The 23,992-nt window shown below is 35.2% G+C and carries 24 protein-coding genes; 5 read left to right on the top strand and 19 right to left on the bottom strand.

The window, feature by feature from the left end:
• The first annotated feature begins 253 nt into the window (after positions 1-253).
• The 5 genes from ABWU23_RS05625 (at position 254) to ABWU23_RS05645 (ending at position 10,688) form a co-directional block, all read left to right on the top strand.
• Positions 254-1,162, top strand: a complete 909-nt coding sequence (locus tag ABWU23_RS05625; RefSeq protein WP_264688169.1) for an Rpn family recombination-promoting nuclease/putative transposase — start codon at positions 254-256, stop codon at positions 1,160-1,162.
• Between the two features lie 20 nt (positions 1,163-1,182).
• Positions 1,183-1,716: a pyrimidine dimer DNA glycosylase/endonuclease V gene (locus tag ABWU23_RS05630; RefSeq protein ID WP_353270926.1), complete on the top strand. Its 534-nt coding sequence runs from the start codon at positions 1,183-1,185 to the stop codon at positions 1,714-1,716.
• A 289-nt stretch (positions 1,717-2,005) separates the two neighbouring features.
• A complete protein-coding gene (locus ABWU23_RS05635; protein ID WP_353270927.1) occupies positions 2,006-3,475 on the top strand; it encodes a cytoplasmic incompatibility factor CifA in 1,470 nt (489 codons plus the stop codon).
• Positions 3,476-3,528: 53 nt separating this feature from the next.
• Positions 3,529-6,942: a cytoplasmic incompatibility factor CifB gene (locus ABWU23_RS05640; protein WP_353270928.1), complete on the top strand. Its 3,414-nt coding sequence runs from the start codon at positions 3,529-3,531 to the stop codon at positions 6,940-6,942.
• A gap of 887 nt (positions 6,943-7,829) precedes the next feature.
• Positions 7,830-10,688: an ankyrin repeat domain-containing protein gene (locus ABWU23_RS05645; RefSeq protein WP_353270929.1), complete on the top strand. Its 2,859-nt coding sequence runs from the start codon at positions 7,830-7,832 to the stop codon at positions 10,686-10,688.
• A gap of 269 nt (positions 10,689-10,957) precedes the next feature.
• On the opposite strand, the gene ABWU23_RS05650 is transcribed toward ABWU23_RS05645, so the two are convergent.
• The 19 genes from ABWU23_RS05650 to ABWU23_RS05740 form a co-directional block, all read right to left on the bottom strand.
• Positions 10,958-11,116, bottom strand: a complete 159-nt coding sequence (locus ABWU23_RS05650; protein WP_167471216.1) for a hypothetical protein — start codon at positions 11,114-11,116, stop codon at positions 10,958-10,960.
• 65 nt (positions 11,117-11,181) lie between these two features.
• On the bottom strand, positions 11,182-12,690 hold the full coding sequence (locus tag ABWU23_RS05655; RefSeq protein WP_353270930.1) for a recombinase family protein: 1,509 nt from the start codon (positions 12,688-12,690) through the stop codon (positions 11,182-11,184).
• A gap of 2 nt (positions 12,691-12,692) precedes the next feature.
• On the bottom strand, positions 12,693-13,124 hold the full coding sequence (locus ABWU23_RS05660; protein WP_265037894.1) for a DUF2924 domain-containing protein: 432 nt from the start codon (positions 13,122-13,124) through the stop codon (positions 12,693-12,695).
• Positions 13,125-13,147: 23 nt separating this feature from the next.
• Complete coding sequence (locus tag ABWU23_RS05665) at positions 13,148-13,714, bottom strand: ankyrin repeat domain-containing protein (RefSeq protein ID WP_353270584.1); 567 nt, start codon at positions 13,712-13,714, stop codon at positions 13,148-13,150.
• Positions 13,715-13,950: 236 nt separating this feature from the next.
• Positions 13,951-14,484, bottom strand: a complete 534-nt coding sequence (locus ABWU23_RS05670) for an ankyrin repeat domain-containing protein (protein ID WP_353270585.1) — start codon at positions 14,482-14,484, stop codon at positions 13,951-13,953.
• 68 nt (positions 14,485-14,552) lie between these two features.
• A complete protein-coding gene (locus tag ABWU23_RS05675; protein WP_264328563.1) occupies positions 14,553-15,290 on the bottom strand; it encodes an ankyrin repeat domain-containing protein in 738 nt (245 codons plus the stop codon).
• Between the two features lie 168 nt (positions 15,291-15,458).
• Positions 15,459-16,619, bottom strand: coding sequence for a phage tail protein (locus ABWU23_RS05680; protein ID WP_353270586.1), 1,161 nt, complete (start codon positions 16,617-16,619; stop codon positions 15,459-15,461).
• Positions 16,604-17,404 carry a baseplate J/gp47 family protein gene (locus tag ABWU23_RS05685; protein ID WP_353270587.1) on the bottom strand — a complete coding sequence of 267 codons (801 nt, stop codon included), beginning with the start codon at positions 17,402-17,404 and terminating at the stop codon, positions 16,604-16,606. The genes ABWU23_RS05680 and ABWU23_RS05685 overlap by 16 nt, the downstream gene beginning before the upstream one ends.
• Before the next feature lie 2 nt (positions 17,405-17,406).
• Positions 17,407-17,742, bottom strand: coding sequence for a GPW/gp25 family protein (locus ABWU23_RS05690; protein WP_264328559.1), 336 nt, complete (start codon positions 17,740-17,742; stop codon positions 17,407-17,409).
• A 2-nt stretch (positions 17,743-17,744) separates the two neighbouring features.
• Complete coding sequence (locus ABWU23_RS05695) at positions 17,745-17,999, bottom strand: PAAR domain-containing protein (RefSeq protein ID WP_250295033.1); 255 nt, start codon at positions 17,997-17,999, stop codon at positions 17,745-17,747.
• Positions 17,996-18,460 (bottom strand): phage baseplate assembly protein V, encoded by a 465-nt coding sequence (locus ABWU23_RS05700; RefSeq protein WP_264328558.1) that lies wholly within the window; start codon positions 18,458-18,460, stop codon positions 17,996-17,998. The genes ABWU23_RS05695 and ABWU23_RS05700 overlap by 4 nt, the downstream gene beginning before the upstream one ends.
• A complete protein-coding gene (locus ABWU23_RS05705; protein ID WP_353270588.1) occupies positions 18,447-18,929 on the bottom strand; it encodes a hypothetical protein in 483 nt (160 codons plus the stop codon). Before ABWU23_RS05705 ends, ABWU23_RS05700 begins: the two co-directional genes overlap by 14 nt.
• 9 nt (positions 18,930-18,938) lie before the next feature.
• Entirely contained in the window at positions 18,939-19,430 is a 492-nt protein-coding gene (locus ABWU23_RS05710; RefSeq protein WP_353270589.1) for a phage tail protein, read from the bottom strand.
• Between the two features lies 1 nt (position 19,431).
• The gene (locus ABWU23_RS05715; RefSeq protein WP_052265018.1) at positions 19,432-19,737 is read right to left on the bottom strand and encodes a hypothetical protein; all 306 of its coding nucleotides are present in this window, start codon (positions 19,735-19,737) and stop codon (positions 19,432-19,434) included.
• 83 nt (positions 19,738-19,820) lie between these two features.
• Entirely contained in the window at positions 19,821-20,825 is a 1,005-nt protein-coding gene (locus tag ABWU23_RS05720; protein WP_353270590.1) for a major capsid protein, read from the bottom strand.
• Positions 20,826-20,861: 36 nt separating this feature from the next.
• Positions 20,862-21,236, bottom strand: a complete 375-nt coding sequence (locus tag ABWU23_RS05725; RefSeq protein ID WP_353270591.1) for a head decoration protein — start codon at positions 21,234-21,236, stop codon at positions 20,862-20,864.
• 77 nt (positions 21,237-21,313) lie between these two features.
• The gene (locus ABWU23_RS05730; RefSeq protein ID WP_353270592.1) at positions 21,314-22,348 is read right to left on the bottom strand and encodes a S49 family peptidase; all 1,035 of its coding nucleotides are present in this window, start codon (positions 22,346-22,348) and stop codon (positions 21,314-21,316) included.
• A complete protein-coding gene (locus ABWU23_RS05735; RefSeq protein ID WP_353270593.1) occupies positions 22,348-23,766 on the bottom strand; it encodes a phage portal protein in 1,419 nt (472 codons plus the stop codon). The genes ABWU23_RS05730 and ABWU23_RS05735 overlap by 1 nt, the downstream gene beginning before the upstream one ends.
• Positions 23,767-23,991, bottom strand: coding sequence for a gpW family head-tail joining protein (locus tag ABWU23_RS05740; RefSeq protein WP_353271023.1), 225 nt, complete (start codon positions 23,989-23,991; stop codon positions 23,767-23,769).
• Position 23,992 lies beyond the last annotated feature (1 nt).

Genomic DNA, 23,992 nt, shown 5'->3' on the forward strand with positions numbered 1-23,992 from the left:
AGGCCCTTGCACCAAAAATAAGTGTTTTTAAAGCTCTTTATAGCTCATGAATTCATTTGCCGGGGTTTTTAGGCGCTTTATGAGGGGGGTATAAAAAGATCTACAAAGGACCTCTAAGGTGCGTAGTAGTATTCTAAAGCCACCTATGGGAGACATTTTTTTCATCAACGCATTCAAAACTTAAAAAAATAAAAAACTTGAACATTTCTTCAGAATTGTGTATAATTATTAATGCTTTTTAGGTTAACGTCTTATGGCTTTTTCGAAGTTTCTTGATCCCAAAAATGATGTATCGTTTAAGCGTATCTTCGGTACTGAAAAAAATAAAGATATCCTTATTCACTTCCTCAATGATATTCTTGGCTTTACTGGTAAAAATGAAATAAATGATATAGAGTTTTTAAGTACTATTCAAGACCCTGATATCGCCGCTAAAAAGCAAAGTATTGTTGATGTTCTCTGTAGAGATTCTACAGGTGCTCAATACATTTGCGAGATGCAGGTCGCTAAAACTAAAGGATTTGAAAAACGTGCTCAATACTATGCTGCTAAAGCTTACTCAAGGCAAGCTGATAAAGGTGACCAGTATCATAACCTTAAGGAAATTATCTTCATTGCTATAGCAGATTGTGTACTGTTTCCTAATAAATCTGAGTACAAATCAAAGCATACTATTCGAGATGAAGACACTAATGAGCATGATCTAAAAGATTTCTATTTTATATTTATTGAGTTGCCAAAATTTCCAAAGAATAAGGAAGATCAGTTGGAAAATATAGTTGAAAAATGGGTTTATTTTTTTCGATATGCAGATGAGACTAGTGAAGAAGAGCTGGAAAAAATAATAGGTAGTGATGTAATAATTAAAAAGGCCTATGAAGAGCTAAATAGATTTAACTGGTCAGAAAAAGAATTTATTGCCTATGAACAGGAAATAAAACGTATTCTTGATGAACAGGCTGTCCTCGCTCAAAAACTTGATGATGCTACTGAAAAAGGCAGAGAAGAAGGCAGAGAAGAAGGCATCCAAATCGGTCATGAAAAAGGCAGAAAAGAAAGGGAAATTGAAGTCGCAAAAAACCTACTTAAAGCAGGGGTTTCTATCGATATAATAGCTCAAACTACTGGTCTTACAGTTAACGAAGTCAAAGACTTAAGCTAATTCTATCTTTGGGTGTCTAGATGAACATCTTTGTACTAGATGAAAACCCAGCAATTGCGGCACAAATGTTATGTGATAAGCATATAGTAAAAATGCCATTAGAAACTGCTCAGTTATTAAGTAATGTTTTTTCAATAGCATTAAAAGTGCCAAATCCTTTAGTCAGCATCACAGACCAGAATATAGAAGTTCCATATAAACTTACTCACAAAAACCACCCTTGTTCTCTATGGGCTAGACACTCAAAAGGAAACTTTAATTGGTTGATAAAGCATGGAAAAGAATTGTGCATAGAGTATAGCTTGCGATACAAAAGAACGCATAAATCCGAAGAAGTTATAGATTGGTGTGATAATAATAAGGATTTGCTAATTTTTCAATCAGCTGATATACAAATTTTTACACAAGCGTTACCTGATCGATATAAATGTAGTAATTCAATAGAAGCCTATAGAGAATATTACCTAAAAGAAAAGATGAGGTTTGCTAAGTGGGAAAAAGGTAGAGAAGCACCAGGTTGGATAATCTGCTACACAATACCACAGCTAATATAGCTCATAAATAAAGAAGCCATCCAAATCGGACATGAAAAAAGCAGGGAAGAGGGCGAAAAACAGGCTAAAATAGCTGTGGCTAAAAATTCACTCAAGGCGGGTGTTTCTATTGATGTTATTGCTGAAATAACAGGGTTTTCTGTTGATTATATTGAGAAAATTCAAGAAAAGAAGTTTTAGCCATAACGTTTTTTTTATTAAACCCTCTATTCTAGTAATTTTAATATTGCAATCCATTCTAATGTCTGTACAATGCCTTTTTTATATAAATACTTAATAGGAGGGGTTAATGCCAACACAGAAAGAGCTTCGGGCTACGATGTCCAAAAAATTACAGGAAGCTATTAAACATCCAGATCCAACAGTTGCTGCCGGGAGGAAGTCAGCTATCAAGAGATGGGTGGGAGTCCTTCAAGATAACTTTATGGAGCACATAAAATACTTTAAGGGTGATAAGTTGAAGTTTTTGCACAATGTATTCCAAGATGAAGGTTGCTGGTCAGGTGTAAGGTTGGATAATGCTGCTTTAGGTCAAAGGTTTACTGAAGAGAAAATAGGTGGAATAGATAATCCACTTCGCAAATATGAGATGGCTTGTAGTTACTGTGTAGTGGATAAAATTCATCCATTCTTTCAAAAAAGATTTGAATTTTACAAGAACAGTTTTCCTCCTGGCACACTTGATGGTAGCGGTAATCCTATAACTGATAAATACATACGAAACTCCCTATTAAATAGCATGAAGAGAAAAGGTGGTGTGTTCAACTTCTGGATCGATAGAGAATCTGGGGAATTAAAGAAGTATGATGCAGTAGAAGGCTTTGACAGTGCTGTAAAACTTAAGTGGAGTGAAGGAGTAGAGTATTTTTATAATCATTTAAAAGAAGAAGATAAGGAAAAGAAACTTACAGAAGCTATTATTGCTCTGTCCCGCGTTCAATCTGTTGAGAAAGATGCTCCTATTTTAGATTTTTGTGTAAATAAGATAGTCGATAAAGATACTCTTTTACAGAAATTATTGCAGAAAGATAAGGGAGTATATGCTCTTCTTGCTGAATTAATAGAGTCATGTTTTTTTGATACGGTTCATGATTTGGTACAGTGCTGGTGTTATGAGGAAGCTTCAGCACGAGGTGATCATTCAAAGGAAATACTCTCACAGGATGAGTATGACCTCCTTCTTTACTCACTTTCAAATGTAATGTTGAAAAATCCTGAATCAAATGTTCAAGCTAGATCTCTTATTATGAAGATTTGGAAATGTGACTGCTTTATTGAATACAGAAAGATTTCTGTTAATATTTCTAATTGTATAGTTCCTATACAGGACATGCTTGCAGGGTTAATAATTAACTGGAAACGAGAAGACATTTATAAGTCTGATGAGGAAAAAGAAATAGAGAAAAAAGAAATACTAGATATAATGTTATTTGCTAAAAATAGCTTTCCTGAAAGATTTGAGTTCTTTAAGGGAAGGATAATAAAAAGTCTTAGATTATCTGGTAGAGAAGGTAAAAGAGTAAATGTAGATTACGGTCTGTTTGCAGAAGAATTATTCTCTGAGTTAGAGAAAACAATTTTACCACCTGTAGGTGATGGTCCTTGGAATAATTTACGGTCACGATCTAAAGCTCATGGTAGTAAGAAAACAACTTTGCCAGTTGATGATGTTCCACAGTCTGAGCTTGGAACTCCTAGTGTAAGTGGTGTTTCTTCTTATAAGAAAAAAAGCGTCTTTACGCTTAGTGGTAATAAGTAATCCACTTATGAACTCTTGGTGTTTCTGGTCGTAGTAAATAAGGGGTATTTTGTATGAGTAATGGTGATGGATTTATTAGGAGTTTGGTGGATGGAGATCTTGAAGGATTCAGACAAGGATTTGAATCTTTTTTAGATCAATGTCCATCTTTCTTGTATCATGTGAGTGCAGGTCGTTTCCTTCCTGTATTCTTTTTTAGTATGTTTTCTACTGCACATGATGCTAATATCTTAAATGAAAATGAGAGAGTGTATTTTCGTTTTGATAATCATGGTATTGATACAGGTGGTAGAAATACAGGAAATCTAAAAGTCGCTGTTTATCGTGACGGACAGCAAGTTGTCAGATGCTACAGTATTTCTGATCGTCCTAATAGTGATGGGTTGAGGTTCAGTACAAGGGAGAGAAATGCTCTAGTGCGAGAGATTAGACGGCAAAATCCAAATTTAAGGGAAGAAGACTTAAATTTTGAGCAATACAAAGTATGCATGCATGGAAAGGGCAAGAGTCAGGGAGAGGCAATTGCAACAGTATTCGAGGTGATTCGTGAAAAGGATTTTAGAGATAGAGATAAATTTGCCAAGTATTCAGCATCTGAGATTAGTCTTCTTAGACAACTCTTAGGAGATCACGGATTGACAATTCAGGAAATAAAAGGAAGACAACTCAATTACAATCAGCTCAGACAACTTGATAGATCAGTCAAGTTTGCACAGGTAGCACAAGGTCAACAAAGGATTGACAACTTTATGGGAATACTAGCAAATAACCAAAGACAAAATGTAGAACGTAGAATGCACAGGGAAGTTTTGCCATACATCACTGACATCTATGATAATTGCAGACAAGCGCTAGAAAATAATATTGAAAATCGCAGTCAAAAATTTGAGAGTCACGGGTTTTTATTAGGTTTTTTAGCAAATTTTAGTCATCGCTATACAATAGGCATCGATCTTGACTTATCTCCTAGAAGCTCACATGTTGCTTTTCTTGTACGTCATCAAGCAGAAAGAGAAAATATTCCTATTGTTATTAATCTTGCTATATTTGACACACCGTCAGATGTTGCATTAAACTGTGCCATAGGCTACGCTGGAAGGTTACACAATTCTTCATTTATACCTATTCATACCACATCAGAGCATACTGTTTGTGTTGGATTAAATTTTAATTTAAATCTAGATCCTTTTAGTGTTGATACAGTAGGGCTTCAACAGGATAGATTTCCTTTAGTACAAAGATTGTTTGAGTATATAGAAGATGAAGAGGTTGGAGAGAATATTAGAGATTTCTTGCTTCAACATCTTCCTGGTGAAATACCAAGAAATGCAGATAATTATAACAGAGTATTTGATTGTATAACTGGTTTTACTTTTGGAAGTAGTGCTTTTGATATACACCCTTTACAACTAGAAGGTGTAGAGGAAGATGAAGTACATATAATAAAGCACACATTTATACATGGTGACCCCAATTTAAGAAAGCGCGCATTGACTATGGTCTTTCATGCTGAAGGTTCTGATATAGTTATACTCCATATTAGAGCTCACGATGCACAACAACAAGGAGCAATCAATTTAGAAAATCTTAATATTAATGGAAATAATGTTCATGTATGGGAAGTTTCATGCACACTTAATGACCAATTTGAGCTAGATATTGATCAACCAAATGACCTTGGTTTATATCACGATTACCAAAATAATAATGCAAATAATTTTCTTGATGGTGATCTTGTACAAGTACCTAATGCTGAAAATGTACATGGTATTTCAGAAAGGGTTATGAATGATGGCTGGAAAAATGTAGGTCAGCATAGAGGATTATTTCAAGAGATCTCTGGAGCATTGATGCCACTTAGGGATGCAATAAATGTTAATAGTGAGGATAAGTTTCGTTCTATACTACATGGTACATTTTATGCTAGTGACGATCCTGATAAAGTGCTTGCTATGTATAAAATTGGTCAAACATATAGTTTGAAAAGGAGGCAGGAAGAAGAAGGAGAAAGGGTAATGCTCACAAGAATTACAGAACAGAGATTAGACCTTTTATTATTAAGACAATCTACGGAGAATGCTCCAGATACTCACCCGATTGTATATGTATTAGGATTTGCTGATAATGCAGAAGAAGTAGCACAAAAGGAGAATAACGCAAAAGATCGAATAAAAGAACTTATGAACAAGCAAAGGGGATATTTGCCTATTACTCCTGGAAATGAGGTGGTTTTATCTTCTGCTGTATTTAATGCAGGTGCACAGAGAGTAGAAGATCTTATATCTATTCCACAAGAACTATATATACATAGGCTTGACCGCAGTACTAGAGGATTAGTGGGACCTGAAAGTGTTATTGATGAAAATCCACCAGAGGGTCTATTATCAGATCAGACTCGTGAAAATTTCAGGCGCTTTTACACGGAAAGAAAACCAGGACAGAACTCTATTTTTTTGCTTGATATAGATGATAATCTGCACGTTCCATTTAGTTACTTGCAAGGTACTAGAGCACAGGTAATAGAAACATTAAAGTCAAGAATAAGGGGAGGTGATAATTCCATTCCTACAGCACAAGAGATAAGAAGACAAATAAGAGATATTCTTGGAAATCAAGGGATAGAAGTAAATGATCTACTTACACTAGAATTTGCGACGAGAAATGAACATTATGATTACTGGCTTCAACAAATTGATATAGCTCACGCTGGAAGATTGCGATATCAGCTTCGTACTGAAGGTAATCACACTTTTGAAGTAGCTAATTTGGCAAGGAATGACGGTAACGAGCACATTGTTAGAGTATTAAATCAATTTAGGGAAAATGAAGAACAACAGCGTTTAACTTTAATCATTACTTTAAATAATACTCATTGGGTTACACTAGTGATTGAACGTCAAAATGGGAACTATGTTGGGTACTATGCTGATTCAACTGCTACTGCTGTTCCAGGTGGTATTACTGATATCATTCAAAATAACTTAGGAAATAATATCAGGATTAATAATGTTTCTGTTAGTCAGCAAACAGATGGTTGGAATTGTGGTTTATGGGCATTAGAAAATGCTAGTGATATTAATCGAGTTCTAAACGAAAATCCTGTTGGGCAAGTGCAGAATATCATAAATATAATACGCGATTTTCTTGGAAGAGGCCACCCAAACAGAGATAGAAATTACTTTCAGAACATAAGAGTGGGCATTTCACAATTATTCAGGAATGATCCGGGATTTCAAGATGTGCAATTGCAAGCATACATTCAAAATAGAGAACAAATTGATCCATTACTACGTACTTATCTAGAATTAGGATATCACAGAGTAGGAGGAGGGTATGGATTAGTAGAAGCACCTATATCGCTTGGTGTTAGTGATTCCAGTAATTTTGGTGACCTGCCACAGTCGAGTTTAGAAGGTCCTGAAGCTAGTCGTGTTTCTGACCTTAGCAAAGGTAAAGGCGGTAAGTAGAGGTAATCGGTAGATGAAAGGAGTGTAACAAAAACCTTATGCATCAAGTAAAGATTGTGAGCAAATTTAAAGAAGTTAAGGTGGGTAACCTGTTTTTTTCTACTTGCAGCAATGTTTCAAAAAGTATATGTGTCGAGTTGGGTAAAGTTGAAGGAGGTTCTTAAATGAGCAACTATTAATTTGGTAGTGTATAACATTAATAAATTTAAATGATGCAACCATTTCCAGCAACAAAAATCAGCTAGCGTGAGAAGATTTTTTCTTGGAATCGCGTGGTCTACCATGTGTACCATACGAACTTTTTAATATGGTGATTTTATCATACGCTAAAACCAGCTATATTGGCTTACTTTTGCTAAACTTACATATGAACCAATTTGACTAACTTTGTTGCAATAATTTAAATCTTCTATTTTTGTAACCTTATCTTTACGTGGCTTGTTCTTACAAAGGTACGACCTTTTTTGAAGGAGTAAATAATTCAATTCTTTATAACATTAGCTAGCATGGTATCTTCACTAAAATATTTTTTGAAAAAGTTAGTTGACTTATAAATAATTCTCTACTAATACTGGCATGTGTTTGTTTATTCTGCTGAAGTTGCTCCGTACAAGTTTGTTGTAAAAAAAACTTCAGCAGTTTCCGTACTCCTTTAAAGCATCATATTCCTATAATAGTAATATTAAATATAGCTGGTGTTCTCAATTTTTTTGATCTATAGTAAAATTGGCTAAAACTTCCAGTAATAAACAACTTTTAACCTAGCAGTAGTACTCACCATAAAAACTTAACAAAAATATGAGTAGTAAAAAGATTATGTTGAAATTAGCTTGACACATACTACACATTCTATATAATATATTCTATATCTAGAGCTAGCAGGTAATATGGGTACAGGGTCAGTAAAATATATTGCAGAACCTATCAGTGAACAAAGCAAACACACTGATGAGCAAAAACTGAAGTGTGACCTAAGTGCTGGACAAGAGTGTTCAGAAATAGGTAGCCCAAAAACAGAAGCAACTGAATTACCAGTAGATAGTTATTATGAATTCATTAAGCGAGATTTATTTTGGGCTGATAGAAGTTTGATAGATGATAAAAAATACTTAGAGAATTTAATAGATGAGTGGCTTATTCATGCACCTAACTTAAAACTGGAAGAGAGTCAAAAAAAGTTAAATCAAAAATTACTCAATAGTATTATAAAAGATTTTAATATGGAAAATTATGACTCATTTTCAAATCTTAAGCAGTTTTTAGAAAGTAACGAGAAAAATAAAGACCTGAAGTACGTTCTTAATCTAAAAAGAGGGCATCTAGGAACAACAATATTGAACGTGTTTCTCGAATACGACGAAGTTATTCCTTCTCTTCTCAAAGCTGGTGCTGATCTAAATATGCAGGATAATAAAGGTAAAACACTTTTGCATGATACTGCTATTTATTCTAGTGGATATGAAGATCTTGGGTATCTCTTAGATGCAAAAGCTGATCCAAATATACAAGATGAAAAAGGTAACACACCTTTACACTATTATGCTGCTAAGTGTAGTGATCAAAGCAGAAAAACTATGGATTTGCTCATAAGCAAAGGAGCTGATTTAAGCATAAAAAATAACGATGGAAAAACTCCACTGCAAGTTGCAATTGATAATGACAACATTATAGGATGTTTATTAACTAATAGTCAAAAAAAATTAAGAGAGCAACTAGGTAAAATGCTTCTCGCTACAAGTTCTGATGAAGATTGGGATAATGCTTATGATCCAGAGGTTGAAAATCTAAGAAAGTTTTTAAATCAATATGAAAATGACAACGACTTAAAGATAGTTTTAAATGTTAAGGATGATAGTTCAGTACTTCTTGATTCGCCATCTCGTCAATTTCCTAATGTAAAAGCCTTGCTCTTAAAAGCAGGAGCAGCTGATTTTATAGGTAAAAAACAAGATAATTATGAAAAATGCGATAGTTTTTTATCAGAGATTTATCAAATAAATTACCTTGCTAAACGCAATGAGTTTTTAAGTAAGGTAGTAAAAGCTAAAAGCATGATTGAATTACAAGAAGTTGTAAATGAGATTATAGCTTCTGGAATGAGATTAAATTTTGCTAAAGACAAAGATTATTACTTTGCAGATCACGTACTAGAAAAAATTGCTCAGCTAGAAGGAAGCTATGGAATTGCCAGTGATATAGTATGTACATTAATATCAAGAGGAGCAAAGTTAAAAAGGTCAGAAAGTTTAAAAGTCATTGATACAATAGAATTAAAGTTCAAAGCTCATAAGGCTAATATGATCAGTGCTCATTTAGAGTATGTTAGTAATGCTGAGGAATTTTTTAGAATTGCAAAGGCTGCTACCAGCGGTCAACTATATGATGGAAAAATCGATAATAATGTATCTTACTTAGAATACTCAGAGGATAGTATAATAGATGTTGCAAGAATCACAGATAGAACAAGAAATCTGGAACTAATTCAGGAATCATATAGAAGGGATATAATAAAAATTGGCAAAAGTGAGGTGGAAATTATAACCGAAAATGGCATAAGGTATTACACAGATCTTACAGAAGGCAGCGATATAGTATTAACTTTCTATACTAGTTTGGGAAATATAGACCTTAGACTGTATCCTGACATACAGGATAAAAGCAAGATTATAGTAGAAGTGAGTAATAGAGAAGAAATATTAGAAAAATTCAAAGGTCGCGAAGAAGAGTTAGGCAATGATTGCGCGCTCGGTGACTGCTGGGTCTACGATGCTATTGAACAGGGATATTTTGAAAGGTCTGGAAAACTTTGTCAATATTCCGAAACAGTTAGTTCATCTGCTAAAACTGTAAATAAAAAGCAACAACTATTACAGGATTTACGCAATATTGAGTCTAATATTGTAAAAAAGGAGAAGAATTTTGACATAAAAACCCACCTGATAGACATCTTTAAAACTTTATCTAGGTTCTATGAAGAAAAAGGTGATATTTCTAAAATAGATTTAGTTAACGCGGCAGAAAGAGAGAGTAAAAGATTGGGACTAGAAGGTAGATTCAATTGGAATGGGATTTTTGATTTAGAGAAAGAAGATACTGAAAAGGCAGAAAAACAAGATAATAAAGAGCAAAAATCAAACATACCTGATGACTTTGATGCAGAGCACGCAATCAGTAATGGAAGCTGTTTTTTTGATTCATTCAGACAAAGTCTGGAACAACAGAAGGGAATCAAAGTTACTATAGAGCAGTTAAGGAATGAGTGTAAGAGGTTTGCGCAAGACAATCCTCCAGAGTGGTTTATAAGTAAAATTGTCAATGACTTTCATGAGATTAAAGGTGAGTTCGTAAATAGTGGAATTACGTGTAAACAATATATCAATCGCATTGGAAAGAATGAATTGTGGGGACGTTCCGATGTCGAGGGCAGAGTACTTTGTAGTAAGTATGGTGTGAAATTACATGTTGCAGAGAGTAATCCATTCAATGCTACTGATGAGCAACAAGATCCATACTTGCATCAACTAATAGATAGTTCAGGATCAAGAAGTGCAGGTGAGTATAATAGGATAGATTATGATGACAATAATGTCTTACATATAGTAAATAAGGGAAGTAATCATTTTCAACCCCTACTTTGTAGAAATAAGGTCTTGGCAAAATGCTATTCAAGCTCACCAAGGTGTAATATGGACGAGTTAAAGATAGAATCTCACCAACATAAGTCACTATCTGTAAGTGGATCATAGCTCGGTATATGACTTGCTACACAGCAATGATGGAGGAAGTTTATTTAGATGGTTAAAGAAGAATTTATTTTATTTAAAAAGTTTACTTAGCGCTTATCAATTTTCAAGCACACTCTCAGATTCAAAAAGGGCTATAGATTGCTCCACATGTACTACTTTCTGGAGTTGTGTGCTGGGGTTTAGAGTATTGAATTTTTTGATGTTTATTTGATGTTTATTCGATACATTTTCTACCACTATTGCATTTGATATGCTAAAATCTTCATCATTTATATTGATATTTTGTATAATTGAGTGTCGATTCCTGTAGCTTTTTCAGCATTAGTTTGTTCTTTTACCTCAAGATCTCTTGGTACATCAGAGGTCCTTGATTCCTCTATATCAACTGCAGTAGCAGCAATTTGGCTACCTTTCTTATTTCTCAGCAATACCTTTCAATAGTTTTGGTGTTTTCATAGTTTCTCTCCTTTTGTTGTTTTTATAAACGGTATAATTACGCCGCTAATCCATAAAATTTCTCCAGTTGCTCACTCCACAGCATCGGTATTTCCCTCAAGTCAGCTAACTTCAAACTCCTTGGCTGCCTGCCATTTACTACGTCTTCTTTAATTTTTGGAGCTAAATAATTCAACCTCAAAATTTGCTGTATACGTCTTGTACCTATATTAATTTTAGCACTCAGCTCCTTTACACTTTCGTATTTTCCCTCTTCTAGTTGCCGTTTCCACAGATGGGCTCTTACCACTGCTTTCAGTAGTGCATTGTTTGTTTTCCCCTCTGGCTCTACTACTGTACATTTGTTTCCTTTCTTCTTCATTGGTATAAATTTTTCCTCTGATTCAGAACTCACCCCTATTCCATCTTCTCTCACCATTACTCCCTTTATTAATTTTTTCATTGCTTCTTTCTGTTCTCTGAAACTTAAATTTTTCCATTCTTCCGCTTTTTCTTGCCAATTTTTGTATAGGTGCTCTGCTCTCTTCATCACTTCTTTTTCTACTTCTCCCGCTACTACTGTTCGGTTCACTGATCCACAATCTTTTCCTCTTAAATGGTTATTGCATATATAGTATCGATACCTCTTATTCTCCTTTTTCGCATACGTCAGTGTCATATTCACATCACAGCTCTTGCACTTGATTATTCCCTTTAGTAGTGCCTCTTCATATTTTTTCCCTTGATACGGTTGATTCTTTATTAATTCTTGCGCTTTTTGCCATTTTTTTTCTTCTATTATCGCTTCATGCTTTCCTTCATATTGTTTCTCATAATGCCTTATTTTTCCCATATATATTGGATTTGTTATTACTCTCCTTACCGTTGCTTTTTTTAAGATTTCTCCTCCATCAGATTTTGCTTCAAATCTCTTTGTTCGGTATCCTTCTCTGTTTAACTCCCTTGCCAATTCTGCCATTGACTTCAGCTCCAAATATCTTTCAAATATATGCTTCACTGTCTTTGCTTCTTTCTCATTTATTATTAATTCTTTATCTTTTACATCATACCCAAGCGGTAAAGTTCCTCCCATCCATAATCCTTGTTCTTTTGATGTTGCTATTTTGTTTTTTACTCTCTCTACGATCATTTCTCTTTCTAGTTGTGCTGCCCCTGATAACACTGTTTGTACGAACTTTCCCATTGGCGTATTATTGTCAAATATCTGCGTTACTGCTACAAAATTTACTCTGTGCCTTCTAAAAAATGATGTCACTTCTATACTATCTTTTGTTTCCCTTGATAGCCTGTCTAATGTATATACTACTACACAATCTACTTCTCCTGCCTTTACATCTTCAAACAACTCCTTTATCGCTGGTCTTTCTAAATTTTTTCCTGAATATCCTCCATCATCGTATCTTTTTGCCAATACTACCCAGCCTTCTCGGCTTTTTATGTACTTTTCACATGCTACTCGTTGCGCGTCCAAGCTGTTGAACTTTTGCTCTAGACCGTCTTCATTTGATTTTCGCGTATATATTGCACATCTTACCTCTTTTAACATTCTCAACTTCCACTTTTATCACGCATTCCAAACAATAAAGGTCCGTTGTAACTCATTCCCATTATTTTCCCTGCTACTGCTGACAATGACGTATAAAACTCTTCTCTGTAGATTAAACCCTTATCTGTTACCATTACCGCATGCGTCTCTTCCCCTCTCTCTAATATTAGCTCTGTTCCTGCTACTGGCAGTTTATCACTACTTATTCTTTTTCCCTTCTCTAACCGATCTGCTAGATATTCTAGTCTTTTTGCCCCTTTTCTTGATATTTCTCCATACGCTTTCTCCTGTATTCTATATGCTAACCTCGGTATTAGATACTTCTTTGAATGTCTAGGTGCCTCTTCCTCAAATACCTTCTTCCATATTTTCCTCAGCTCTTCCAACGCTTTTTTCTCTAAATATTCTACCTCTTTTTCTACTTTTTTTTCCATATAATCACCTGAATTTTTAAACGCTATAGCACTTTCCCATCCACAAGCTCTTCTTTTACACCTGCTGCCGTACTTTCCGATACGGTTTTTATTTTTTCTATGAACTCCCTCTGTTTATTTGCCATTTTTACGTTCTCTAACACTTCTATTATCTCTTTATTTTTTCTCGTATAATACATTGCTGTTTTGCCAAATTTATCCTTTTGCTCTATATTCGCTCCGGCTTTTACTAGTTCTTCTACTATTTTTATCTCACTTACCATGCAGGCAAGGTGTAACGCAGCAAATTTGCTACTTCGTTCCACTGCGTTTACATCGGCTCCTGCCTTTATCAGCTCTTTTGTATTTTCTACACGTTGTCCCATGACTGCTAAGTGCAGTGGTCTATATTTCCCGGCATCTGCTGCATCTACATCTGCTCCCTTTTTGATTAATAACCTCACTTTTTTTGTATCTGGCATTCCTACTGCGTAATGTAATATCGTCCTTCCTTTTGTGTCTTTTTTATTAATATTTTCTATTGAGTTATCTAATACCTCTTTCCACGCCTTATTAAACTCTTCTCTTTCTTTTTTACTAAATTTTACCATAACTTTCCTCAGCTATTAATGTAATATAAAGTGCCTCCAATTTGGCTCACTTTAGTGCTTAGCAAATCTTGTTTGTTTACTAGCTACTTTTTCACTTAGGGCTGTTTTGGCATAAAAAGCAAGTTTTTTTTGCTAAATTTACACATTTTTTCGAATATTAATATAATATATTAAGATGTATGTCTATCTATTTAACCTGTTAAACAATACCTCCTTTTCTAAGTGACTTCATTTTTTCAGTCTCGTTTCTCCATTACCTCCTCTATTGCCTTGTTTGCTTCTCCATACATCACTTCTACATCTCTCATATTCACTCCCTTCTTTTCTAGATAACTTGTCACTTTCGTGTAAATTTTTGCATAGTTTAGTGGGCTACATCCAAATTTATCTACTGTATCAAGATCTCCTCCTGCATTTATCAGCTCTTCTATTGTTCCTATTCTTCTTGCTAAACAGGCTAAGTGTAGTGGTACTGCTTTATTGTTTGATTTTGCATTTACTGTAGCTCCTCCTTCTATCAGCACTTTCACATTTTTTCTTCTTCCTAAAAACGCTGCTAGGTGCAACGGTGTCTCGCCTCTATTGTTTCTATCGTTTGTACCTGCACCTTTTTCTATTAATAACTTTATTACTTCTGGCTCTGACACCTGTGCTGCTCGGTGCAATATTGTGCAACCTGCTGCGTCTTTTTCATTTATTTGTTGAAACCTGTTTTCTGATAATGCTTTCAATAACCTATCAAAAACATTCCTTGCTTCTTTCCTTGACATAAAATACCTCACTTTCCCTTTGAAATTTTCGCAACCAAACTCTTTGCTCATCTTTTTGAGCTCCCTCCTCACCACATCTTGCTTAAGTCTGCCTCCACCACCTCATCTATCATTTCGTTCACTTGGCTCATTATTTTGCTTGCTAAATTTTTACATTCTTCCTTTATTAGTGACTTATCTTTCTTCCTTATTTCTCCTATCTCTATTATTTTTAACTCAGGCAAATAACTCCTATTCAACATGTCTGCTATTTCTCCCACTAGCCTCTCTATTCCATAGCACGTCAGTTCTCTACTTTTTGTTATTCCGCCTTGCTTTCCCAGAAATTTCCTCGCCTTTTCATTCTCTCCATTATCCCATAGGCCATACCTTTCACTTTCCCAGATATAGTACATTGGTGTTGCACCATATTTATCCAGTTGATTAACTGCAGCTCCTGCTTTTACTAGCTCTTTTATTATTGCAATTCCTGCCCCTAGCCTACATGCAGAGTGCAGTGGCGTACATCCGTTGATATATTGAGTAGCATTTACTTCTCCTCCTCCCCTGATCAGCACTTTTACATTTTCTAAACTTCTCGCAAATACTGCGCAGTGCAGTGGTGCATAACCCTTTTTATCTCTTGCATTCACATTTGCTCCCTTATTTATTAATAACCTTACTGTTTTGTAATCAGAGATTTCCACTGCTTGGTGTAATATCGTCTCTCCTTCTTCATTTCTTTTATTAATGTTTTCAAACCCGTTACTTGATACTTCTTTAAAAAACTTACTAAAAGATTCTCTCTTTTCTTCGTTGAACCCCATTGCATACCTCACAAAATTAGCTTTTCTAGCGCCAGACAAATTTCTTATATTTACCTGCCGCTATTCAAGTCATGTCCGTTTTAGCATAAGAAAGCAAGTCTTTTTCTTTTTATTTCATATATTTTAACCTATTATTAATATAATATATGAGGATATAAATATAAGTACTTAACTTATTATAGATATTACTTGACTATTTTTCCAACTTCTGTGCAAATGTCGATGTTCGTGCCACTTCAGTACTCCTGGGTAAAACACTAAAATGTAATTTTCTAATTCGTGTATTGAGTCTTTTTGCTCTGAATCTAATTCACTTTCAAAATGAATATTGTGCTCTGCTAAAACATATTTTGTGACCTTCTGATCTGTATAATTTTCTACTTTGTAGTTGTGAGTAATGCTAAACCTTTCTAAAATTGGCTTGTGTTTTAAACTCCAATGTTGCCCTGAAAGTTTATCGTTTCCCAATACAAATTTATTTCCTTCTTCTTCTATTCTACCAACCGGAAAACAGCTATTTATTTCTCCTAATTTCCAGCTATCTGACAGTACAATCTGCGCTTTTGCAAATTTAATCGATGGTAATAAACTCTGTGGTAATGGATATAGTGCTTTTAAGTTGTACCACAAATGATCTCTTTCATAGATGCCTTTATAATCCCTTGTGTGAGGCTCGGTTTCTCCAAGGATTGCTACATCTAGGCGATATATATCATTGCTTAAAGCTCGTTCATAATGATCGCGTAGATAGTTTTCTATAATCCTAATAACTGGACCACTAGACCTGAAAAAATTTACTCTTCCAAACGATAACACTGGTCCATCTTTTTCTATTTTTACCCCTGAATAATCAGAAAGAAGATCTCCAAATAAACTCTCATCCAATATAAATCTCTGCACATTATAATAATCGTTAAAAATCCTCATTAATCTGGATCTTACAGGCAGTGATAGTTTTGCCAGCTCTACTACTGCATCTACGAAGAAGTCATTTGGTACCTCTTTTATCCCTACTTGCAACTCAAAAAAGTGTTTACCGGGTGGCTCTTCAATAATTGTAATATCTTCTATATTTGCCCACTTTAGTGCTATTTTGAGTGATGCTGGGGTTCCACGTAGTCTTTGAAATTTTACTCCTTCTACTACGGCTTTTCTTCTATCTTTTACCCAACGCAGTATCTCTTCTAAACCATATTCTTCTATTATCCACGGCAATGTTTCTTCTTTAAGACTAAACTTAAATCCTCTGATACAGTTTGGATCTACTTTATAATCTATCGCATCTACCAATGCTTTTTCTTGTTTTGTTGCGTTTAGTGGCAATAGCATTTTAAATTTCGCAAATTTGCACACTCATTCCCCAGTACCACAACATCCTCTTTTGGCTCTATTAATTCCACATTTTCTACACCATCTACAAATAGATTCGCTATTATCCACGATCTTGTTACACTCCACCCTAATCTTTTTGCTAATTCAAACTTCTCAATAAACTGCTTCTTGATTTCCTCCTTCGATATTACAGGACTTATGCTCATTCTGCTGTGGATATCTATTTCCATAATATTGCAGCCAATTACTGTTACTGTATCTGTTAAAACCCTTATATCATCTCTAGTAACCTGCTTTTTTACAATTTCTAGTAGCTCTTCTAACGCTATGCCAGTTGTGGATAATTGTGTTGATAAGATTGAAATTTGTACTTTCCCTGGTATAGTTGATTCTACTAATGCATCTTTTACTCTACTATCTGCTGACAGTGCATGATACCTATAATACTCCTTGCTCCCACATGTGCTCCAGCCTTTTATTTTTGCTTTTACCTTCTTTCTAAATCTTTCATCCTCTTCTTCTTTCTGCCTCTCCACTCCGTAAAACTCAGCCAAATTATCAAGATCTTCTCCTACTGCAAATTTCAGTAAATTACTCTCTACTGCTTCATTTATTCTTTCTCTGAGCAAAAGTTCTCTCCATGCTGCTACCTCCATAATCTTTACCGCTGGATCACTTTCAACTAATGCTGAAAAGGTTTCATCTCTACGGACCAATTCTTCCTTCATTCTCGAAAAGATTTCTTCATAACTCAGCTTTTCAATAATATTAGGTGTCTGCATTTCTAAACAACTATTCCTCTAATATCTATGAATTTGCCTTCTGGAAGATAAATACCTTGAAGTACAAGAATCACTTTTCCTTCTTTTACTTCTGTAATTTTTACTTTTTCTAACTTAAATCTCTTCTCAAATTTCCCCAGTGCTTCTGCTGTTGCTGCATAGATCTCCAAAGTAAAATCTCTACTAATTGGTTTATCCACTAATTCAAATAATCTTGACCCATAATCTCTCCTCATTATTCTACTGTTAATAGGAGTGGTCAGTATATCAATTATCGATTGCTTTAAGTGCTCTATTCCTTCTAATGTTTTTCCTGTTTTACCATCCATACCCTTCATTTCTATTTTGCAAAGACGCTTTCACTGCCTTTTATTACTTTAAACCCACATGAAACTATATCTCCTACTCTTCCTACACTAAGACCATTTGCAAACACTGTTTTTGATACTTGAATCATTACTTTTCCTTCACTAAAACTGTCTCCTTGTCTACATATTGACTTACCGTTTACAAAAACATTATTACTTCCGCTAATGCAGAAATGTGGTATAGCTTCTCCACAATAGTCTCCTAACCTTACTATTCCTTTGTTCAATTTAAGTCAATCCTTTCTGCTTTCAGTTTTATTCCACTTTTTGTCATTTCTATACTTGATTTCCCAGCCTTCAGTGTTATTTTGTCCACTACTTCAATCTCTAAATGATGCTTCCCTTTATCATATAACAATCTTGTTCCATCTTGAAATTTTATACTATTTATTTCTTTTTTATTCTCTGGTGCAGGGTATTTTTCCTGATATATTCCTCCTAATACCACTCCTAATGATAATTCACCAAAAGGAGAAAATATCATAACCTGTTCACCGATATCTGGTGGAGACCAATCTCTATCTTTTCCTGCTTTGCTCGTTACCCATGGCAGATAATCTGTTAAAAATTCTCCTATTTTCACTCTTACTTTTGCTTTTTCATAATCTATTTCTTTAATAATTCCGATACGAATAATATTCGCTACTTTTCTCTGTAACTCTGCAATGGCAAAATTATTTTCCAACATGCATTTCTCCCACTGCTATTTTATGTGGCTTAATTTTCCCCTCTAACCAGACTGATTCTTCAAAATGCAGATAGTGAACCCATTCAACCAACCACACTAAATATGCATCGAGCTCTGGCCTAAAATCATCTCCTCCTCCTGATATAAATTCTCCTGGTGAAACATTTTTCACGTTCCAAGTATTTTTATTTACTACTCTTGCTACTTCTGCTGCTAATGACCTTACAACTAACGAGGAATACTCGACTGTTCCATCAACTACAATTCTCGCTTCAAATCTTGCTTTCAGCGCTAATTCCTCTGTTCCAGGATCTTTTCCCGATTCTAAACTCACAAGCTCTACAAATAACGCTGGCGCTAATAATTCTTTCCTTATTGCTGGATAAATTTCACATGTCTGTATAGACGGTATTTCTTCCTTCAGTGTGCTGCAAATTGCTTGATGTAAATCTTTCCAGAACTTTGTCATGCATATAATTTAACTCATGTAATGTATAAAATATTTTTCAAATACCTTTTCAACTTCATAATTAACAAGATTCCCTATTATCCTTGAAGCCTCAGGTTTCAGTGGCAACTTAACTTCCTTTATTGGCAATGCTGCCCTTCCTTTACGTTTAAACATACCGCTATTTCCTTTTGGCATAACTGCTGCAAATCCTCCTATAAACTCATGCTTTCCTACTTTCGATCCTCTTCTTGTTTTTTGTATCTTGCCAATTGTCGATGCTCTAATGTCATAGAGATTTGCTCTAATTAACACTTCTAATCTGCTAGTTTTCGCCTTAAAAATTCTTAATCTCTTTCTTATCAAACTTAATTTTATCTTCTTTTCCTCACTAATTTCTTTTGCTGTCTTCAATTTTAGCCATAGTGCTGTTCTGTTTAACGCTCTCACTATTGCTAATTCTATTTTTTTTCTTTTAGCATTTACACTTTCTATTACCTCAACTTCTATATGAACAGACATTTTACACCCCATACGCTTCGATTCGCCAGACCATTCCAGATTTATCTCTAAGTGGTGGTGTGTGTATTTTGTATTTGCAATCACCTATAACAAAAATATCTCCTACAATTGGCCTCAGTATATCAAAAATGCTTACCTCAAGAAAAAGCATCTCTCCCACAAATTGTCCTTCACCAATCTCGTATAATTTATCTGGCTGTTGCTTTAATACCTGTACCATATATGACTTATCCTTTGATTTATATAAAGCCACTTCTCCTAAATGGGCAAAACAATCTTTAAATAATCTCTTAATATTCTCTTGCACGTTTCTCCGCTATATACTAACATTTATATGCTAAGAAGAGGTAAAGCATTCTTCTGCCTCACACCGCTTTATATTTGCTCTACCTATGTTGCAACGATCTTGACTAGTATTGCTGGACGGTGGCACATTGGCAGAGGGTTTGACTGCGTATGCAAATCAGTCCCTCTATCAAATCTTCTTGGCTCTTGTTTTGCATAGAGTGGCTGTCCTAGTGTATTTACTGTTTCATTAAAATCTGCTGGTGCAAAATATGTTGTAAATGTGCTCGCTGTTCCTACTGGAAAACAGTGTCCTGTATCTCTTTCTATAAATCTTCTTACGGTTCCTTCAGGATCAGTTGCTTGCCCTCTATATTCCTCAAACGTTATTCCACAGAACGTAAATCCTGATCTCATATCGTTCCTTAATGCTGCTCCTTCTTGCCATCTCTCGTATGCTTCTTTTACTTTAGTATGAGAAGTAAGTGCATCAAAAAACTCAGGGCTTACTAAAGCATGAATTCCGGTCATATATTCACCACTTAGGTTATCTTCTACGTGCCGCAATACTTCCAGACACTTACGTTTTACATCAGTTGTTGCTGTTCCTAGCGCAAAATTTACTACTTTTGGTGTTATTTCAAATTCGTTGTACAGATTTAATAATTCACTGCCATCTGCGTCTAGAATAATCCCTTTCAGCGCTCCCATTCGCAAATGCTCTAACGTTATTGCATGCTTGTTTCTCATTAGCTGTAAATGGTCAGTTATTACGTCTGCCAGCGCTTTCAGTTCACTTTCTGATCCAAATGCCCTTATTCCCTGTACTTCCTCTGGCAGTACTACATCATCATGCGGAATATGTGGAATTGTAAATGTTCTTACCTTTCTTTTTCCTCTTTTTCCTACTGTTGCTGGTGCTCCAGGTACTTGTGTTGGCAATAGGCTTAAAACTCCATTATGTTCTTCTATGGTGATATGTCTAAATCTTACTGACCTATTTGGAAACAAGTTTAAATTTTCAACACGTCCATAATTTATCGGCAATATATTCATCGCATTTGTTAGTGCCGTCATGCTAAATGCCGTATTTGTAAATGGATTTTGCATTTTTTCTTTTCCCCCTTTTGTATTTTTAATAGTTTTTTAAGCTCCCTTGCGGATAATGATCCCTCGTGCTTCAAGTTGCTTTATTGCTGCAGCTTTCTGTTCTTCAGTGATATTTGCTGGCCACACAACTGCATGATCTGCTAGCATTGCACTGCGAGTAATAATTACTCCTTTCATATCAGAATCTTTGCTATGTATATCGGTTGTAATTACTCCTACTGCTGTTTGCGTACCGTCTGTTCCAGTGGGGTTCAGCACTCTAATAAAACCATCATCTGTCTTCTTGGCAACTACTGTACCAAGTTTAATATTTTGACCTTTCGCTACAGTTATTTGGTCTCTTGAATATAGACTTGATACCTCATACTTTAATAAGTCACCTAGATTATTTTGTTCAGTTATACATGTCATATTTTCTTTTCTCCTTTTTTTCCCTTTAGTTTACTGCCATGTTTGTAGTTGTTGTACCCGGCGGTTATAAAAATACTTTAAATACTTGATTGTGCTCTAGCTTTAGCTACTTGTATCATCAAATCTTCTGATGAATTTTGTGGTAAAGTGCTGAAAATTTTATCTTTTATTGTTCGCTCTGCTAGTAGTTCCATTAACACTTCCCTGGCTTGCTCAACACTTACGCTTTGCTCTATAAATTCTCCTATCTTTTCTGGCATCTTTGATATATTACATAATCTTATTATCTCTAAAATTTCTCTACGACAGTTCTCGTAGCCTTCCTCAGTTAACTCATTAGTTGTCATACTAACACTCCTATGATTATTGATAAATTCAAAAAATGTTGTAACTCCATCTGCAACACCTATTTCTACTGCTTTCTTGCCAAAATATAGACCTGCTTCTGTTGATCGAATCTTTTCAATTGAAAGACCTCTGTTCCTCGCTATTAGCTGCAAAAACATTTCATATAGTCGGCCTACTTCTTTTTGTAAGCTTTCTAAACTTTCAGACGTCATTGGCTCATGCGGGTTTAAATCATTCTTTCGACTACCAGCAAAGATTGTGGTATACTTAATACCTTGCCTTTCATCAAACCTACTTTGATCTATGTGACTTGCTATTACTCCAATACTTCCTACTCCTGAAGTTCTACTCACAAATACCTTTTCAGCGCTAGAGGCTATAGCGTACGCAGCAGAATATGCATCATCATTTGCTATTGCAATAATTCTCTTTTTTGCTCTTGATTCATAAATAAAATCAGCTAGGTCAAAGACACCGTTTACTTCCCCTCCGGGACTGTCTATGTCAAGTAGAATCGTCTCTATGCTTTTATCTTCTAAAGCACTCTCTATCTCTTCATGAATATTTTCATACGAAGTCATGTCTAAAATATGATCAAAAGCTTCTGTTTTTTTAGTCAAAACTCCATAAATACGTATTATTGCTATTCCTTTTGGGTTTATATGAAAATGCTTTAAATTCTTAAAGATAGGTTGTTTGCTGTTATATAATGATAGTAGTTCAAAGCTTCTTCTCTCTACCATTATTGGCTTATTTATCCACATCACCTTCCTTCCCTTTTATGATTAACATCAGAATCGAAACAAAGTCCAAAAGAATTAGCTCGCTTTTGATCTTCTGCTATTTCTTGGTCTATTTCTTCTACATCGTAACCCATTTCTGATACTACTTCTGAGCGGCTCTTGAAGCCATTTCTTACCGCCATTTGCTGTGCTTGCTGATCTTTTAGCGGATCCACCCAATCAAATCCCTGTGGTATCCATTTTACTTCTTCTTTCGCTGCTTTTACTACTTTTTCATCTATACTCAGTTCTCCAGAAAGTACTGCTAACTCTAGCCATCTATTCCAAATAGGTCTACAAAACTGGAACACTATCACGTTATGCTGCAACATTGAACACCTTCTGCGAAACTCTATCAGCCCTGCTCGAATGGATGAATAATTAACACCGGTTAAATCTCCTGTTAGCTGCTCATATGTTATTCCTATGCCTATTGCTATTGCCCTGAGTTGCTGTCTCATGAATGCTTCATAGCTTCCCCCAACATCAGATGGTTCCGAAAATTTGATGTCTTCTCCTGGGTCTAAAAGCTGCATTGTTCCAGGTTCTAGGCCAGATAGTGCTACTCCTTGCTCACTTGCTTCACCTTCTCCCATGATATTTGCTTCAGGATCGAGCCTTGTAATAAACCCTGCAAACATCGCTGCAGTTTTCTTTCTCACCAGCTCTGCATCATCATATTGATCAAGCTCATAAAGCTTTAGCAGTATACTCGAAAGCCAAGGCTCACCTCTGATTTGCCCAGGTCTTAGTGGTCTATAAATATGTAAAACATCATTTGCTGGTACTCTTACTGATTCTCCAAATGAGCCTTCGCCTGGATGTTCTCTAAATAAGTAATATGCTTCTCTTTGCCCAAGCTTGTTAAACTCAATCCCGTTTCTTATTACATTACCATTTGCTAAAGTTTGATTTGTTTTATTGTCTAAATGTTCAGACTCAAGTACTTGCAGTTGTAGTGGTACAGAAAATCTATCTTCCAGCTTTCTCGTTCTTAAACGTACAAAACATTCTCCTCCCTCTATCATACTTCTGCATACTAGAGCTTGTAATCCATAAAAATCACTTATTCCACAGCTATCTGCTTCATCTGTCCATTTTAGCCATAATTCTTGCACCTTCTTTCGAAATTCTCCATCTCTTGCTTTTGATTGCGGCTTTATTCCTGTTCCAATAGAGTTACTTACTATTGTATCAATAATATTTGCTGCATATGGATTTTTTCTCACCATATCACGAGAGCGGCTACGCAAGTGCTCAAGGCTTTGAGACAGCAAATTGTTTATACTTCCTAACTCTGGTTGAAAGTGAAAAAATCTTCTTCCTGAGCCTGCTGCATCCCACGCTGAGCTTTTTATCTTTGGTTTGTTAAATAATTGCTTGAAGGTTTTTAGCAGCATTTATAAAATTCCTTTACTCGTTGAAAAAACAATTTTCCTCTTTGGCCTCATGCCTGCAACTTTTAACTCAGCCTTAATTCGTTGTCTTAAATTCAATAAATCATTTATTTGAACTTCTCCGTACCGCACAACATGGTCACCATATGCAATTGAGACAACTCTTTCTCCGCTTTGCAGTTTTTTTATCGCTTCTTCGACTTGACTTAAATATTCCTGATTGTACATT

The organism is Wolbachia endosymbiont (group A) of Hedychridium roseum, assembly GCF_964028325.1.
GTDB lineage: Bacteria > Pseudomonadota > Alphaproteobacteria > Rickettsiales > Anaplasmataceae > Wolbachia.